Source organism: Pseudoalteromonas sp. AOP31-A2-14, assembly GCF_052378035.1.
Lineage (GTDB): Bacteria > Pseudomonadota > Gammaproteobacteria > Enterobacterales > Alteromonadaceae > Pseudoalteromonas.
Genome location: NZ_JBQSXI010000002.1, coordinates 339,498 through 355,345, shown reverse-complemented (window position 1 = coordinate 355,345; position 15,848 = coordinate 339,498). Strand labels below are relative to the sequence as shown.

Sequence of the window (15,848 nt, the reverse complement as noted above, 5' to 3'; positions counted from 1 at the left end):
GCCAGAATGAAACTTTTTACTAAAATCACTCAGATTACCATATTGGCATCAACCCTTGGCTTCGTGGGTAATGTAGCCGCTGAAGAAATGAACTTAGACTCGCTATTAAGAACCTTAGAAGAGGGTAAAAAGCAGCAATCAGCACAAAATAAACAGCGTGAACAAGCGTTTGCCGCTCGTGAAGGTGAGCAAGTACAAATGCTTAAGGATACGCAAGAAAACCGTAACCAAATGTTAGTTGAATCTGAGCGCCTTGAAACTGAGTTTGAACAAAATGAAATAAAACTGGCAAATCTAACTGACACATTATCTAAAAGAATGGGCTCTCTTAAAGAGTTATTCGGTGTGCTACAGCAAGTAGCGGGTGACTCAAGTAATAAATTTGCCACTTCTGTAGTATCTGCACAAATCCCTGGTCGTGGTCAGTTTATGGATGAGCTTGCTCAAAAAATGGGGGCAACATCAAAGCTTGCATCAATTGAAGATATTGAAAAAGTGTGGTTTGAGTTACAACGTGAAATGACCGAACAAGGTAAAGTTGCTCGTTTTATGACTGATGTGATTGGTGAGGGCGGTAATAAAACACAGCAAGAAGTTCTACGTGTAGGTGCATTTAACCTTATTTCACAAGGTAAGTATTTAGAGTACACGCCATCAACAAATACCATAAGCCAATTAACCCGTCAGCCAAGTAGTCGCTTAACAGCTACAGCCGATAAGTTACAAAAAGCAAATGATGGTACGGTCCAGTTTGCCTTAGACCCGACAGGTGGCTCTATCTTAGGTTTATTAGTGCAAGCTCCAGGGACTTCTGAACAAGTTCATCAGGGTGGCGCTGTAGGCTATGTGATTTTGGGTGTGGGTTTACTGGCACTACTGATTGCTATTGAACGTTTTGTCTCGTTAATGCTGATGGGTGGAAAAATTCGTCGCCAACTTAAAGATGATGTAGCACGAGATGACAATCCTCTTGGACGCGTGATGAAAGTAAAAGATCAATATCCAGATGTAGCCTATGACACATTAGAACTCAAATTAAGCGAAGCAATTTTACGTGAAATGCCAACAATAACCCGTAACTTAACTCTTATTAAAATTATCTCAGTGGTTGCGCCATTACTCGGCTTACTCGGTACTGTGACGGGGATGATCAACACTTTCCAAGCGATAACACTTTTTGGTACAGGCGACCCTAAGCTGATGGCTGGGGGGATTTCTCAAGCGCTTGTTACTACGGTATTAGGTTTAGTTGTGGCAATTCCGACGGTATTTTTATACACCATTTTAAATACTCGGTCTAAAAACTTACTGCTTATTTTACAAGAACAAAGCGCTGGTATCATTGCTGAACGAAGTGAAAAAGGAGCTTAAGCCATGGTGCTATTGATTGATTCAATCAATGCTATCCGTGATTTTCTCGACACTGGTGGCCAAGTATTATTGGTCATCGCAGTGTTAATTTTCGCGATGTGGTTATTGATACTCGAGCGATTTATTTATTTTTTTAACGGTTATCATCGTTATAAAAAAACCATAAAAAGTAACTGGTTAAATAGAGGCGAGCGCAACAGTTGGAATGCTGAACAAATTCGCCAAGCCAATATTTCACGTGCGAGTATAAAGCTCAATACTAATTTAGCTCTAATTAATGTGATGGTTGCGCTTTGTCCGCTACTTGGTTTATTAGGCACCGTAACTGGAATGATAGAAGTATTTGATGTGATGGCAATAACGGGTACAGGAAGTGCACGTTCTATGGCATCTGGTGTATCAAAAGCCACTATCCCAACAATGGCTGGCATGGTTGGGGCGTTATCTGGGGTGTTTGCTTCAACGTACTTACAACGTAAAGCTAAGCGTGAAGCTGCCTTACTTGAAGATAGCATGGTCTTAGATCACTAAAATAAACAATTTAATAGATGAGTGATGTGCTCACTCATCTTAGGAGAACAAAATGAGAGCCCCATTAGGAAACCTTTTTCAAGAAGAGGAAGCCGAAGAAATTAACATGACACCGATGCTAGATGTGGTGTTTATTATGCTGATTTTCTTTATTGTTACCGCGACTTTCGTAAAAGAAGCGGGTATTGATGTTAATCGTCCAGAAGCTGCAACTTCTGTTAAAAAAGAACGTGCCAACATTTTAGTTGCTATTTCAGACGATGGTGAAATATGGATTAATAAACGCCAAATTGATGTACGTGCAGTACAAGCAAATATAGAGCGTTTAAAAGCAGAGAATCCACAAGGTAGTGTAGTGATCCAAGCGGATAAAAAATCCACTACAGATACTCTAATTAAAGTGATGGATGCAGCACGTGCCGCCGGGGTGTTTGATGTGTCAATAGCGGCACAAGAAGCCTAAGGAAACGCTAATGCGTTATTTAGTAGCATTAATTATTGCTGGTGTTGTTACCTTTTTACTTTTTTTAGGTATGCAAGCACTTATTTCCAGTGATGACGGCGCTATGACAGAACCAGCAAAAGGTACTGTGCTTGATTTTGTACGTCTTGAAAAAGAAGAAACGATACAAAAGAAAGAGCGTAAACCACAAAAACCACCAACACCAAAAGAACCGCCTCCACCAATGGAGTCACCACAAACACAAAATAGCGATCCGAATGCGAGTAATGCTAACTTTGATTTTGGTGCAAATGTAGACGCTGAAGTGAGCTTGGCAGGTGGGTTAGCCCTTGACTCAAGTGATGGCGAGTATTTACCAATCGTAAAAGTAGCACCTGTTTATCCACGGCGTGCGCTTACACGGGGTATAGAAGGCTATGTGATAGTTGAGTTTACGGTAACAAAACAAGGTACAGTAAAAGATCCTAAAGTGGTGAGAGCTGAGCCTGAATCACTCTTTGATCGCGCAGCTATGGATGCCGCACTTAAGTTTAAATATAAACCGCGTGTTGTTAATGGTGAAGCCGTTGAAGTCGCGGGTGTACAGAATAAAATTTCTTTTCAAATTAATGGTTAAGAGTTACGAGGCGATTATGAAATTATTAAAAACGGCTGTTATTTGCTCTATAGTATTAACATCAAGTGTCGTATTACCTTCAGTGATAAGTTTAGTACCCGGTGCGAATGTAGCTAAAGTATTTGCTGAAGAGCAACAAACAGTACGTGTCCCTGCGCTACGTGAAAAGGTATACAGTCAGTTAGCTCGGGCACAAAAGTTAGCGGATGATGGCGATGTTAAAGCAGGTTTAGCAGCGCTTGATTCAATCAATGAGCGTTCATCAAGTATGAACGACTATGAAATTGCAATGATGCATAACTTCTATGGTTTTATTTACTACAACGAAAACGACTTACCTAAAGCTATAGAGTCATTCGAAAATGTAGTGGGTGTTGATGCAATCCCTGAAACATTACGTTTAAGTACAACCTTTAGCCTAGCACAACTTGCTATGGCTAACGGTGATTATGACAAAGTTATAAAGTACTTAGCGCAGTGGGATAAAATTAATACCAAACCTAAAACTGATGCTTATTACGTATTAAAATCGCAAGCTTATTATCAGAAAAAAGAGTACCAGCAAGGGGTTGATAATATTAACCAAGCAATTGCCCAAGCGGACCGCGAAGGCAGAGTACCAAAAGAAAACTGGTTAGTATTGCAGCGAGCTATGTACTACTCACTTAATCAACCAAAAGAAGTAGTTAAAGTTTTAGAACGCATGGTTAAGTTGTTTAATAAACCAGAGTACTGGGTGCAACTTAGTGGTATGTATGGTGAAACAGGTCAAGAAGAAAGGCAATTAGCTGTACTTGAAGCGGCTTACCAACAAGGCTTTTTAAAGAGTAAGTCTGACCTTAACCAGCTATCGCAGGTTTATCTATTTAATGGTTTAGCATTTAAAGCAGCCTCTGTTATGGAGCAAGGTATCGATAGTGGTGTAATAGAAGATACGGCGAAAAACTATGCCTTTATTGCAGAAGCGATGGTACAAGCAAAAGAAGATTCAAAGTCGATTGTTTATTTTACCAAAGCTGCTGAGGAGTCAAATCATGGTAAATTTGAACAGCGTTTAGCCGAGATTTATGTAAACCTTGAAAAGTATGATGAGGCCGCTGATGCCGCCCGTAAAGCACTCAATAAAGGCTCGTTAGAGTTTGAGTCAAATGCATATGTTGCTCTGGGTATGGCGCAGTACAATTTACAAAATTTTGATGCTTCAATTTTAGCTTTTGAACAGGCGGAGAAACATAAAAAATCACAGCGTTTAGCGAGCCAATGGATAAAATACGTTAAGCGAGAAAAGATACACGCAGAAGTACTTCGAACGGCTGTGCTTTAATAAATTTAAATTAATTAAATTATAGTCACTATTTCTAATCGCAACACCAAAACCGCCTTCGGGCGGTTTTTTTGTTTGCCCAGCGAAGCTGGCAAACCCGATAGGCTGAAAGATGCCTTATCACCCTGACTAAGGGGAAGATAATCTGAATGGCAAGGGCGTCACTGGCCAACGGTGGGGTCTGAAGGAAGCCATAAGAAGTTAGAGGTACACAACTAACCGTAACCTGTTTCGGCAGTATTGGTGGGTCAGCGTGCAAAATAGCGCAACGCCCTATACTTAGTCAGACCAATACTGTGCTTGAGGGTGGGATTTCTAACAGGGAGCCAGTGCAGTAACTGGGGAAGCCTGGCATCTAAACTTAATGAGAGTAAGTGGCCTAAATTCAAGGTGAAAGCCAAGATTTAGTGTCGGTGTGAGGTGGCAGATGAACCCGTAGTAGTGAGTAAGGCTAGGCCGATGAAAGCCAGTAATGGTGTGGAGGGGAAAACCAAGCCGACCATCAACATTATGTTTGATGGGGTCAACTTTAGCCAAAAGCTTTAATTGATTGCGAAGGGGGGAAGTATTCTTTAAGCGTATGAAAGACGGGAACTTTTGTTTATCGGCTCACAAGTATTTCGACGGAAATAGCCAAAATATGACGGCCAAACAGGAATGTAGACGCTGAGAATTGAAGGGCGAGCAATGGAGTAATGACTGACCACTTAGGCAGATTGCCAAAAAAGGCTAGCACACCTAATGTCATCATGAAGAATCAGCGATAAGTAGAGTGACACGAGCAGACATACCGCAAGCAAAGGCAGAAAATGACAGTTTACTACAGCTTGTACGGACAATTATTAGACATTAATAACCTGTACAAGGGATTCAAAAAAGTGAAAGCAGCTAAAGGAGCGGCCGGAATAGATAGGCAGACCGTAGGCGCATTCGCCCTGAATTTAGAAGCAAACTTAAAACAACTGCAACTTGAGCTGCAAACCAAGCAATATAGGGCACAACCTGTCAAACGGGTGGAAATACCCAAAGATGATGGCGGTGTCAGAATGCTAGGTATCCCCGCAGTTCGAGACCGAATAGTGCAACAAACACTATTGAACATACTCCAACCGATATTCGACATCGACTTTCACCCATCGAGTTATGGGTATAGGCCGAAACGAAGCTGTCATGACGCTATCAGTAAAGCAAGTGTATTTATCCGTAAATACCATCGCGACTGGGTCGTAGACATGGATTTGTCGAAGTGTTTTGACCTGCTTGATCATGCTTTGATAATTAGGAGTGTTAGACGCAAAGTGACGGACGGTAGTATTTTAAAACTGATTAATCAGTTCTTAAAAAGCGGAGTAATGATAGGTGAACACTGGGAGGCTAGTACGATAGGAAGCCCACAAGGTGGCGTAATTAGCCCGTTATTGGCCAATATCTACCTAGATGCTTTCGATCAAGAAATGAAAAAGCGTAATCACCGAATAGTGAGGTATGCAGATGATATCTTGATTTTGTGCAGCACAGAAAAAGCAGCGCAAGAAGCACTTAAGGCATCCACCCAGATACTAGAGCGAGACTTGAAATTAACCGTGAACCAAAATAAAACCCATATTGCTCATAGCAGCAAAGGAGTGAAGTTTTTGGGAGTAGAGATAGGTAGCCAGTGGACACGGATACAAGCATCAAAACTCATCGGGTTTAAACAAAAAGTGAAGCAATTAACAAAACGTAACGGCGGCATAAATTTAGCAGAAGTAATAAAACGGCTAAATCCAGTTGTGCGCGGTTTTGTAAATTATTTTAGTATAGCCAATTGTAAACGAGAGCTAAAAGCCTTGGCAGGTTGGATCAGACGAAGACTAAGGGCAATACAGCTGAGGTTGTGGAAGAAGCCATCAAGGCTACATCGACGACTAAAGCAGTTAGGAAAAAAGCCACCGTTTAAGTTCATTAAGATGAACTCGTGGCGTAACTCACTAAGCCCTTTATCTTGTGTATCGATGCCAAACCAATGGTTTGAGGAGCTTGGTTTATATCCAATAGAAAAAGTGAATACGGGATGGCTTGCTTTATCGGCGTTTAGGAAATAAGTTGATAAAATGTGAAGGGTACAGGAGCCGTATACGAGGTCCGTACGTACGGTTCTGTGAGAGGGATGAGGCATAAGCCTCACCCTACTCGATATATTTAAAACAAGTTAAGTCATTGTAATTTAGTGTTTTTTATTGTCATTTTTAGTTTATGAAAATGTAATCTTTCTGTCATGTAGCTTCCGTATTGTGGACGCAATCGAACTCAAGTGACATTAAACAATTTGAATAGTTCATTAATTAGTTTTTTAAAGTGACTTGAGTTTATGTATTACCAAAATAATTAAATATCTAAAACCTTAATGGAGCGAACAATGAAAATTTCTGACTTATTCAAGGTCAGCCTTGTGGCAACTGCAATAACTTTAGCTGGCTGTGGCGGCGGTGATATTAATATTAATGTTGATGAGACAGTAGAAAATCCTACCGATCCTACAGACCCAACTACACCCCCCGTTACTGAAGACCTTCCAGGTGAATATAGTCAAAGTTTATCAACGGAAATTTCAGCAGCACTAGGACGTGATGTAACTGTTCAGGTGTTATCTGGCGAAATATCAGAAGATACTACTTTATCAACCGATGCTTTTTGGGCGTTAGATGGTGCTGTTTTTGTCGGTGGCGATAAAGAAAATAGTGCAACATTAGCTGTTGAGCCAGGTGCGGTTATTTTTGGTGCAAGTGGATCTGATTACATGGTTGTAAGCCGAGATTCAAAAATTGAAGCTTCAGGTACTGAAACTGACCCAATTATTTTGACTTCTAAGCAAGATGTGCTTGGTGAAGATACTGGTGCAGGTCAGTGGGGGGGGTTGGTACTTTTAGGTAATGGTATTTCAAATAAATGCCCGGCAGAAGGTGATTGTTCACTTCAGGTTGAAGGCGTTGAAGAAGGTTTTTATGGTGGTATTGATAATGAAGATAATTCAGGTACTTTAAAATATGTAGTTGTTAAAAATGCGGGTTTTGAAGTTGCACCAGATAACGAATTAAACGGTATTACATTTGGTGCAGTTGGTTCTGGCACAACGGTTGAATACGTACAAGTACACAATAATTCAGACGATGGTGTGGAATTTTTTGGTGGAGCGGTAAACGCTAAACACCTAGTATTAACAAGCATTGATGACGACAGCGTTGACTGGGATCATGGCTACCAAGGTAAAATGCAATATGTATATATTGAGCAAGATGCCGATTCAACAGATCTTGAATTCAAGTATTAAGTGCAATCATTATGCAGCCACCAGAACTTCTGATTGCCCCGTAAATAATTCATGAGGGGTTTTATACCCTCTTGTTTTTCTTGGCCGATGGTTGAGCTTATCAACTGCCGCCTGTATCTCTGCTTCACTTAGCGCCATAAAGTCAGTTCCCTTGGGGAAGAAGCGTCTAAGTAAGCCGTTGGTATTCTCATTTATGCCCCGCTCCCATGATGAATAGGGATGAGCGAAATACACATCAGCTTCTAATTTTTGTGCAACATGCTCATGGTGAGCAAACTCTTTTCCATTATCTAACGTCACGGTAATAACCTTACCTTTATATGGTGTCATACACGTGATCAGCGCATCGGCTGTTATTTTCGCATGCTTGCTTTCAATTCTGTGAACGACTGTATATAACGTTTTACGTTCAACCATTGTGACAAGCGCATTTTTACGCCCTTTACCTATCACTGTATCGCCCTCCCAATCACCAATCCTAGACTTTGAATCCACAATACTTGGGCGTTCATCAATGCTGACTCGATTAACTATCTGTCCACGTTTATCATAGCTTCCATAGCGTTTTTTATACTTTTTACATGCACGAGTGAGTGTCTTATGTAGCTTGCCACCACGAGCCTTGTCTCTGTAAATATATTGATAAATTGTTTCATGATGTAAAACGACCTGTTTCTCTAAAGCTAAGCGGCCTGCCACTTGCTCAGGGGAAAGTCCGTCATGCAACAATTTATTAATCCAGTGAGTGACGTCCTCTGTTAACTTACTTGCTTTGAAAGATGACTTACGTCTTTGTTCAGCAAAGTTATTGGCTTGGTTAGGCCGATAGCCTTTAAGTCCTTTATTGCGTTTTAGCTCTCTAGAAATAGATGACGGTGAACGAGTTAGTTCTTCAGCTATCTGCTTTTGGTTATTTCCTGCTTTTATTAACGCGTAAATCTGGTATCTTTCTTCTTGTGTCAGCTGTTTATATTTCATTAAAGCAATTTCCTTTGGCGAGAAAATGGCCGAATTATAACAGCTGGCCATCTAATCTGAGAAATTGCACTTATTATCCGAATTTAGGGATGCTAACCGCGGTATCGAAGCTGATAACGATGGTTCAAACCCAAGTGCAGAACCAAAATCATTACCTATCATTTCTAACTTAACAACTATCGGTAATAACTTTGAGGGTGAAGATTCAGCTGAAGGTATTTACTTACGTGAAGGCACAGGCTTACACCTATATAACTCAATCATCACAGGTACAAGTGAGATGGGTGAGTGTTTAGAGATTGAAGGTGCTGACGATGGTGCTAGCGTAACTGTTGCCAATGCAAACGACGGTACTATCTTAATGCAAAACACATACATGTCTTGTACTAATGGTGAAAACTTTAAAGATCCAGTTGATAGTTCTGGTAACTCATTACTTGACCTTATGACTTGGTTTTCAGACCAACAAAACAACGTAATTGATGACAAGCCAATGTTAGGTGCCAACGGTCAACCAGTTGCTGGTTCTCCACTATTAGGTGCAGGCCAAGATGTTGCAAATACGGTTAATGCTTTTTTTGATACGGTTGACTTTGTTGGTGCACTTAATGACACCGATGATTGGCGTGAAGGCTGGGCATTTGGTTTTGGTGGCGGCGAAGTATCGGCACCTGTTGAAGTGGCTGGTTGCCCTACTGGAACATCTTCAATCGCGCCTGCTGATGGTAGCACAACAACATGTGAAATCTCTGGTGTAGTATCGAGTGACCTTACTTTAACCGCGAGCAACTTGTATGCACTAAGCGGTGCGGTATTTGTAGGAGGTGATAACGAAAGCTCTGCAACATTAAGTGTTGAACCAGGCGTTACTGTATATGGACGCACAGGTAATGATTATCTTGTAATTAGCCGTGGGTCTAAGATTGACGCTGACGGTACTGCTCAAGATCCAATTTCATTCACATCAAGCCAAGATGTTGCTGGTCAAGTCGCATCCGCGGGTCAGTGGGGTGGTTTAATTCTTCTTGGTAATGCACCATCAAACAAATGCCCTGCAGAAGGCGATTGCTCGCTTCAAGTTGAAGGTGCAGAAGATGGCGCTGTTTATGGTGGTACAGACACAGAAGAAAATTCAGGTACATTACGCTATGTACGTGTAATGAACGGTGGTTTTGAAATCGCACCTGACAACGAATTAAACGGTATTACGTTTGGTGGTGTTGGTTCTGGTACGACGGTTGAATATGTTCAAGTTCACCAAAATGCAGATGATGGTGTTGAATTCTTTGGTGGTAATGTTGAAGCTAAATACCTAGTGCTAACTGGAATTCAAGATGACAGTGTTGACTGGGATCACGGTTTCCAAGGTAAATTACAGCATGTACTCATCAAACAAGCCGCAGATAACTCAGATGCTAACCGTGGTATCGAAGCCGATAACGATGGTTCTAATCCGGCTGCAATGCCTAAATCGAATCCAATGATTGCGAATATGACTATCATCGGTAATACATTCGTAGGCGAAGATTCAAGCGAAGGTATGTACTTCCGTGAAGGTACTGGCGCGCAAATCTATAACGCAGTTATCACTGGCCCTGATGGCATGGGGGAATGTTTAGAGCTTGAAGGGGGTGAAGGAGCAAGTGAAACGGTTAATAATGCACAAGACGGTACATTGTTAATTCAATCTTCAGTTATTTACTGCTCTGAAAACTTCAAAGACCCAAGCGGCGTTACATTTGATGTTGCGAACTGGTGGGAAGCGACATTGGGTAACATCGTAGCGACGGGTGAAGTTGTTAATGGTATTTACACAATTGATACAACGGTACCTACTGATGTAAGTGCAGAAAATAGTTTCTTTGATGTTACATCGCACATTGGTGCGGTTTCACAAGATAGCGATTGGACTTCTGGTTGGACTGTAGGCCTGGAATAACACAGTAAGCTAGGCGCTAAGTGATGATCACTTAGCGCCTTTTTATAACTTTCTGTAACGTATTTCAGATAGAGGTAAACATGAAAAAATATTCAAAACAGTTTAGCTTAACTACCTTAAGTGCTGCTATATTATTTAGCTTAACGGCGAATGCACAAGAAGAAGCACAAGCTCAAGAGGATGCCGTTCTTGAAGAAGTTGTCGTAAGCGCAAGCCGATTAAAAGGAACTGCAACAGCGGTACTTGAAGAGCGTAAGCAGCAAGCGTTTGTTGCTGATATTATGGGGGCTGAGCAAATTTCACGTAGTGGTGACAGTGATGCAGCATCGGCACTTCGTCGTGTGACAGGCTTAACCCTTGTAGATGGTAAATTTATTTATGTACGTGGTTTAGGTGAGCGTTACTCAAGCACTCAATTAAACAGTGCTGCAGTTCCAAGTCCTGATCCAACGCGTTCAGTATTACCGCTTGATTTGTTTCCATCAAGTATTATTGAAAGCTTGTCAGTGCAAAAGTCATACTCCCCATCTATGCCTGCTTCATTTGGTGGTGGTAATGTTGATATTCGCTTAAAAACTATTCCTTCTGAATTTGTATTTGATGTATCAGGACAAATTGGAACTAATACCAATAATTTCGATGATGGTATCAAGTACAATGGCGGTTCTGATGACTGGTATGGTTCAGATGATGGTACACGTGCAATGCCACAGTCGATCATGGATGTATATAATTCAGGTCAATCACTTGATGATTTAAGTGCAGAGCAAAGCCGTGAATTAGCACTGGATTTGAACCGTGACTATGATCCGGAAGCAACTCGGGTGGGTCCAAATACAAAATTTACTGCAACTTTAGGTAATAGCTACGAGAGCGGTAAATGGCGCTACGGTTTCTTATCTGCATTGAGCTATGATAGCAAATACCTAGTAACTGAAGAGTATCAAGGTGAAGACTTTAGTATTACAGATACTTCAATGAATGTAGTACGTGGTTATGATGAAATTTTAAGTACACAACATAACGTAAAAACGTCGGCAATGATAAATTTTGGTGTTGAGTACGATAACGCACACAAAATTGATTTTACGAGTATGATTTTACGAGATACTGAAGATAAAATTAGTGATCGCCTAGGTTTTGATCAAAACAATAACCAATCTGACGACAAACGCGTTCGTTCTTACGATGTACGTTACGAAGAACGAGAATTAATAGTTAATCAAATTAAAGGTATGCATACTTTTGACTGGTTAAATTATGCGGGTTTTGATTGGAAATATTCAAACGGGCGTTCTAATCGTTACGCACCTGGAAATATCGAAACTCGTTTTATTGTTACCGATTCAGACCTAAATGGTATTTATGATGTACCAAATGAAAGTGTATTAACCAATGCCACGACTGCAGCACGCTACACATTTCAAAACCTTGATGATGAAGTTGAAAACTACGGATTTAATTTTACGTTACCTATCATGCTTGAAGGTATCGATATTGAATTAAAATCAGGAGCTGATTTTATTTCAAAGGATCGTTCAGCCTCTAACCGTCGTTTTGATATCAACACCCGAGCATTTAATGATGTTGATTTTGCTGGTGATCAACTCAATGAAGTCTTGTCTGATGACGTTGTTACTAGCGCAGGTTTAAATAGTACACCTATTTTAAACGATACAACAGTTGATGGTGATGATTATCGCTCAGCTCAGAAAGTCGATGCATATTATTTTGAAGCAGATTTATTTTTTGCTAATAAATGGCGTGTAACTGGTGGCTTACGTTGGGAAGACTTCAAGCAAGTGTCAGTACCTCTTGATCCATTCACCGGTGGGCTGGCAAGTTCGGTTGGTTATGATTCATTAGATGAACTGGCTTTTCAAGAAGATGATATATATGGTGCACTTGCATTAACCTATGTTCAAAACGATCAAACACAATGGCGTTTAAGTTATGGTGAAACCGTAGTTCGACCTGATTTACGTGAAATTTCAGACTCAACTTATATTGATCCATTAACAGAATATCCTGTTGGGGGGACACCTGGGCTACGTACAACGCAAATCAAAAACTATGACTTCCGTTGGGAAAACTACTACGATACAGGTGAAAACTTCTCAATTGGTTTATTCTACAAAGACATGACGGACCCAATTGAATCAGTGCAATCACCAGCGCAAGATGGCCCGCCATTGATTCGTATCGCAAATGCTGAAGATGGTTATGTTGCAGGTATTGAATTTGAATACTTGAAAGATTTCGCTTTTTTAGGTGGCTTTTGGCAAGATATATTTATGACGGGTAATGTGACATTAAGTGATTCGGAAATAAACCTTGATCGACAATCCGTTGTTGAACAAACAGGTGTATCAACCGCTGTTACTAATACTTCACGGCGAATGACTGGTCACTCAGAGTATGTTGTTAATATGCAAGTCGGTTATGATGCGCCAAGCGGCCAACATTCTACAACGCTTATTTATAACGTATTTGGTGAGCGCATAATTATACCTGGTATCGAAGGACAAAAAGATTGGATGGAACAACCTTTCCACTCACTCGATTTTAACTATACTTATTATCCAGATTTTAATTCTAGTATTAAATTAAAAGTACTTAACTTGCTAGGACAAGAATCTAAAATAGAATCAGGTGATGTTCTCACGCGTTCAAGCGAGAAGGGCACTGAAGTTTCTGTTGAGTATAAATATCAGTTTTAATGTAATTACACGCTTCAAGACGATTAAAATAAACTCAAATTATTGCCCTACCATTGTGTAGGGTTTTTTTTGCTTATAAAAGAATATGAAATAATTTTAAGTTAGCTTTTATTGTCTAGTTTTGCTGCGCCTTGGATGCTAAGTTAGCATGACTAAAAATTAAATCTCACGCAATGAATTTTAATTTTTAATGAATTAGGTATTTTTTATGACTCAAATAGTGGAACAAACAATGAAAAAAGTAGGATTAGTCGGATGGCGGGGCATGGTTGGCTCAGTATTATTAGAACGTATGCAACAAGAAAATGATTTTGCACATATCGACACCACTTTTTTTACCACCTCTCAAACCGGCCAACTTGGTCCTGATTTAGCTGGCCCTGCAAAACCATTACTCGATGCAATGGATTTTGAATCTCTTGCACAAATGGATATTATTATCACTTGCCAAGGCGGCGATTATACTAATGCAGTTTATCCGCAGCTACGTGAAGCAGGTTGGCAGGGGTATTGGATTGATGCCGCATCAGCACTGCGCATGGCTGATGACAGTATTATTGTACTTGATCCGGTTAATAAAGACGTTATCGAACAAGGTCTAGCACAAGGGGTTAAAACCTATGTGGGTGGTAACTGCACTGTTTCATTGATGTTACTTGCACTTGGTGGTTTATTTGAACAGGACTTGATTGAATGGGTAAGCCCAACGACATATCAAGCAGCTTCGGGTTCTGGTGCGCGTAATATGAAAGAGTTAATTACTCAAATGGGCGCTATTCATAGCAGTGTTGCAGATAAACTGGCCGACCCACAAGCGGCTATTTTAGAAATAGATAAGCTAGTGACTGAAAAAATTGCCTCAAGCGATTTACCACAAGATCAATTCGGTGTGCCGATTGCAGGTAGCCTTATTCCTTGGATTGACATACCAATGCCAAATGGTCAATCTAAAGAAGAGTGGAAAGCACAAGTTGAAGCAAACAAAATTTTAGGCTCATCTAAGCAACCAGTTCCGATTGATGGCTTATGCGTGCGCATTGGCGCAATGCGTTGTCACTCACAAGCGATGACCATCAAGTTACGTAAAGATATTAGCGTTGCAAAGGTTGAAGAAATTTTAGCTTCGCATAATGAGTGGGTGAAAGTCATTCCTAATGAACGTGATATTACATCGACAGATTTAAGCCCTGTAAAAGTGACCGGTACATTAAGTATTCCTGTTGGCCGTATTCGCAAATTGGCAATGGGCCCTGAATACATTAGCGCCTTTACAGTTGGCGACCAACTACTTTGGGGCGCTGCTGAGCCATTACGTCGTATGCTACGTATTATTGTTGACGATAAATAATATTACGGGTTTAATTAATTTTCTTTAGGGCTGATAAATTATCAGCCCTTTTTTATGCTTGAATGTTAAGAACGCGCCTTGCATAGCGCTAATTTTAATCTAAAACTTTCATATTCCGGTATCTCGAATGTTCAATGAAGGATATGCGATTAAGTTAGTCATTAATTTTCTTGATTATAAAGCGCTTTGTTGCATCGATCTATCTGATAATCATATTGCTGTTGCTTGTGGCTTGCTCTGTATTGATTAAATGTAATATTGCTTATTTTAATTGCTATTTGTTAATAGGAAGACTTAAGTATCTGACATTTAAACCAGTTGTAACTTGTCTTCGTTGCTATAAAGTTACTATTAGGGCAATGTTTAGACCTTTTAGGTAAGGCGATGTGACTCGCCTTACCTTGATTTATTTTTCTTTTTTTTCTTCTAGTAATGTTTTTAAATCATTGAGTTGGCTTTTTAATTCGTTGACTTGTCCTTGTGTAGCAGGACGGGAGTCACTGTTCGTTTTTTCTTCACGAGCACTGCGATGTTCTTCTGACATCACCTCGAGTATTGCACCAACCATCATATTTAAAAATACAAAGGCGGTTAAGAAGATAAATGTAATGTAGTAGATCCAGCTAAGCTTATAGACAGCCATGGTTTCATACATTACATCTGTCCAATCCTCAAAAGTTGCTACCCTAAATAGCGTGAGCATTGAAATTGATACATCCCCCCATAGGAATGGATTTATTTCAGCAAACAACATACTGCCCATAGCCGCGTAAATGTAAAAGATAACAAACATTAATAGCGCAATATAACCCATTTGAGGAATAGCTTTAATTAATGAGTTTACCAGTAAGCGTAATTCTGGGATCATAGATACTAATCGTAATACACGGAAAATTCGCAGCAAACGGGCTATAAGAATAGTTGAGCCGGCTGCAGGGTATAAGCTGCCAACAACAATAATAAAGTCAAAGATATTCCAGCCTTTGCTAAAAAAATCTTTAATACCTTTGCTGGCAATATAACGAATAATCAGTTCAATTAAGAAAAATACCGTAATGCCTATATCCATCCAGTGTAAGGCAAGCCCAGCGGTTGGATGAAGAGCGTATGTATGTGCACCCACTGTCAGCGCAGAAATAACAATGACGGCAATAACAAATGATTGAAATATTTTACTTTTATCGATACGCTGGAATAGTTCGTGTAACTGCGACAACATCATAATCAACCCTTTGGATTTATTAATAC

General features: G+C 40.2%; 10 protein-coding genes and 2 pseudogenes. 10 read left to right on the top strand and 2 right to left on the bottom strand.

Annotation, left to right across the window (positions count from 1 at the left end; genetic code table 11):
- Positions 1-6: 6 nt before the first annotated feature.
- The 7 genes and pseudogenes from ACT3S9_RS17395 to ACT3S9_RS17365 all read left to right on the top strand — a co-directional run.
- Complete coding sequence (locus ACT3S9_RS17395; protein WP_441835467.1) at positions 7-1,371, top strand: MotA/TolQ/ExbB proton channel family protein; 1,365 nt, start codon at positions 7-9, stop codon at positions 1,369-1,371.
- 3 nt (positions 1,372-1,374) lie between these two features.
- Positions 1,375-1,902, top strand: coding sequence for a MotA/TolQ/ExbB proton channel family protein (locus ACT3S9_RS17390; protein ID WP_441835468.1), 528 nt, complete (start codon positions 1,375-1,377; stop codon positions 1,900-1,902).
- Positions 1,903-1,954: 52 nt separating this feature from the next.
- Positions 1,955-2,365 (top strand): ExbD/TolR family protein, encoded by a 411-nt coding sequence (locus tag ACT3S9_RS17385; RefSeq protein WP_441835469.1) that lies wholly within the window; start codon positions 1,955-1,957, stop codon positions 2,363-2,365.
- Between the two features lie 10 nt (positions 2,366-2,375).
- The gene (locus tag ACT3S9_RS17380) at positions 2,376-2,981 is read left to right on the top strand and encodes an energy transducer TonB (RefSeq protein ID WP_441835470.1); all 606 of its coding nucleotides are present in this window, start codon (positions 2,376-2,378) and stop codon (positions 2,979-2,981) included.
- 16 nt (positions 2,982-2,997) lie between these two features.
- A complete protein-coding gene (locus tag ACT3S9_RS17375) occupies positions 2,998-4,305 on the top strand; it encodes a tetratricopeptide repeat protein (RefSeq protein ID WP_441835471.1) in 1,308 nt (435 codons plus the stop codon).
- 809 nt (positions 4,306-5,114) lie between these two features.
- The gene (gene ltrA, locus ACT3S9_RS17370) at positions 5,115-6,389 is read left to right on the top strand and encodes a group II intron reverse transcriptase/maturase (RefSeq protein WP_086960535.1); all 1,275 of its coding nucleotides are present in this window, start codon (positions 5,115-5,117) and stop codon (positions 6,387-6,389) included.
- A gap of 314 nt (positions 6,390-6,703) precedes the next feature.
- A pseudogene (locus tag ACT3S9_RS17365) lies at positions 6,704-7,597 on the top strand (hypothetical protein); the annotation flags it as partial.
- A gap of 27 nt (positions 7,598-7,624) precedes the next feature.
- Here the strand turns inward: ACT3S9_RS17365 and ACT3S9_RS17360 are convergent.
- Positions 7,625-8,593, bottom strand: a complete 969-nt coding sequence (locus ACT3S9_RS17360) for an IS30 family transposase (protein ID WP_086959932.1) — start codon at positions 8,591-8,593, stop codon at positions 7,625-7,627.
- A gap of 88 nt (positions 8,594-8,681) precedes the next feature.
- Between ACT3S9_RS17360 and ACT3S9_RS17355 the strand changes: the two are divergent.
- From ACT3S9_RS17355 to asd, 3 genes and pseudogenes are all read left to right on the top strand, one after another.
- Positions 8,682-10,532 (top strand): annotated as a pseudogene (locus ACT3S9_RS17355) (hypothetical protein); the annotation flags it as partial.
- A gap of 80 nt (positions 10,533-10,612) precedes the next feature.
- A complete protein-coding gene (locus tag ACT3S9_RS17350; protein WP_441836085.1) occupies positions 10,613-13,252 on the top strand; it encodes a TonB-dependent receptor domain-containing protein in 2,640 nt (879 codons plus the stop codon).
- A 208-nt stretch (positions 13,253-13,460) separates the two neighbouring features.
- Positions 13,461-14,600 carry an aspartate-semialdehyde dehydrogenase gene (gene asd / locus ACT3S9_RS17345; protein ID WP_441836086.1) on the top strand — a complete coding sequence of 380 codons (1,140 nt, stop codon included), beginning with the start codon at positions 13,461-13,463 and terminating at the stop codon, positions 14,598-14,600.
- Positions 14,601-15,006: 406 nt separating this feature from the next.
- Here the strand turns inward: asd and ACT3S9_RS17340 are convergent, their stop codons facing one another.
- A complete protein-coding gene (locus ACT3S9_RS17340) occupies positions 15,007-15,819 on the bottom strand; it encodes an ion transporter (protein ID WP_441836092.1) in 813 nt (270 codons plus the stop codon).
- Positions 15,820-15,848 lie beyond the last annotated feature (29 nt).

Bases quoted from the DNA above. Each gene is read 5' to 3' on its own strand.
- ltrA (WP_086960535.1), top strand. From the start codon at position 5,115: ATGACAGTTTACTACAGCTTGTACGGACAATTATTAGACATTAATAAC.
- ACT3S9_RS17360 (WP_086959932.1), bottom strand. From the start codon at position 8,593: ATGAAATATAAACAGCTGACACAAGAAGAAAGATACCAGATTTACGCG.
- ACT3S9_RS17340 (WP_441836092.1), bottom strand. From the start codon at position 15,819: ATGTTGTCGCAGTTACACGAACTATTCCAGCGTATCGATAAAAGTAAA.
- ACT3S9_RS17385 (WP_441835469.1), top strand. From the start codon at position 1,955: ATGAGAGCCCCATTAGGAAACCTTTTTCAAGAAGAGGAAGCCGAAGAA.
- ACT3S9_RS17395 (WP_441835467.1), top strand. From the start codon at position 7: ATGAAACTTTTTACTAAAATCACTCAGATTACCATATTGGCATCAACC.
- ACT3S9_RS17375 (WP_441835471.1), top strand. From the start codon at position 2,998: ATGAAATTATTAAAAACGGCTGTTATTTGCTCTATAGTATTAACATCA.
- asd (WP_441836086.1), top strand. From the start codon at position 13,461: ATGACTCAAATAGTGGAACAAACAATGAAAAAAGTAGGATTAGTCGGA.
- ACT3S9_RS17380 (WP_441835470.1), top strand. From the start codon at position 2,376: ATGCGTTATTTAGTAGCATTAATTATTGCTGGTGTTGTTACCTTTTTA.
- ACT3S9_RS17350 (WP_441836085.1), top strand. From the start codon at position 10,613: ATGAAAAAATATTCAAAACAGTTTAGCTTAACTACCTTAAGTGCTGCT.
- ACT3S9_RS17390 (WP_441835468.1), top strand. From the start codon at position 1,375: ATGGTGCTATTGATTGATTCAATCAATGCTATCCGTGATTTTCTCGAC.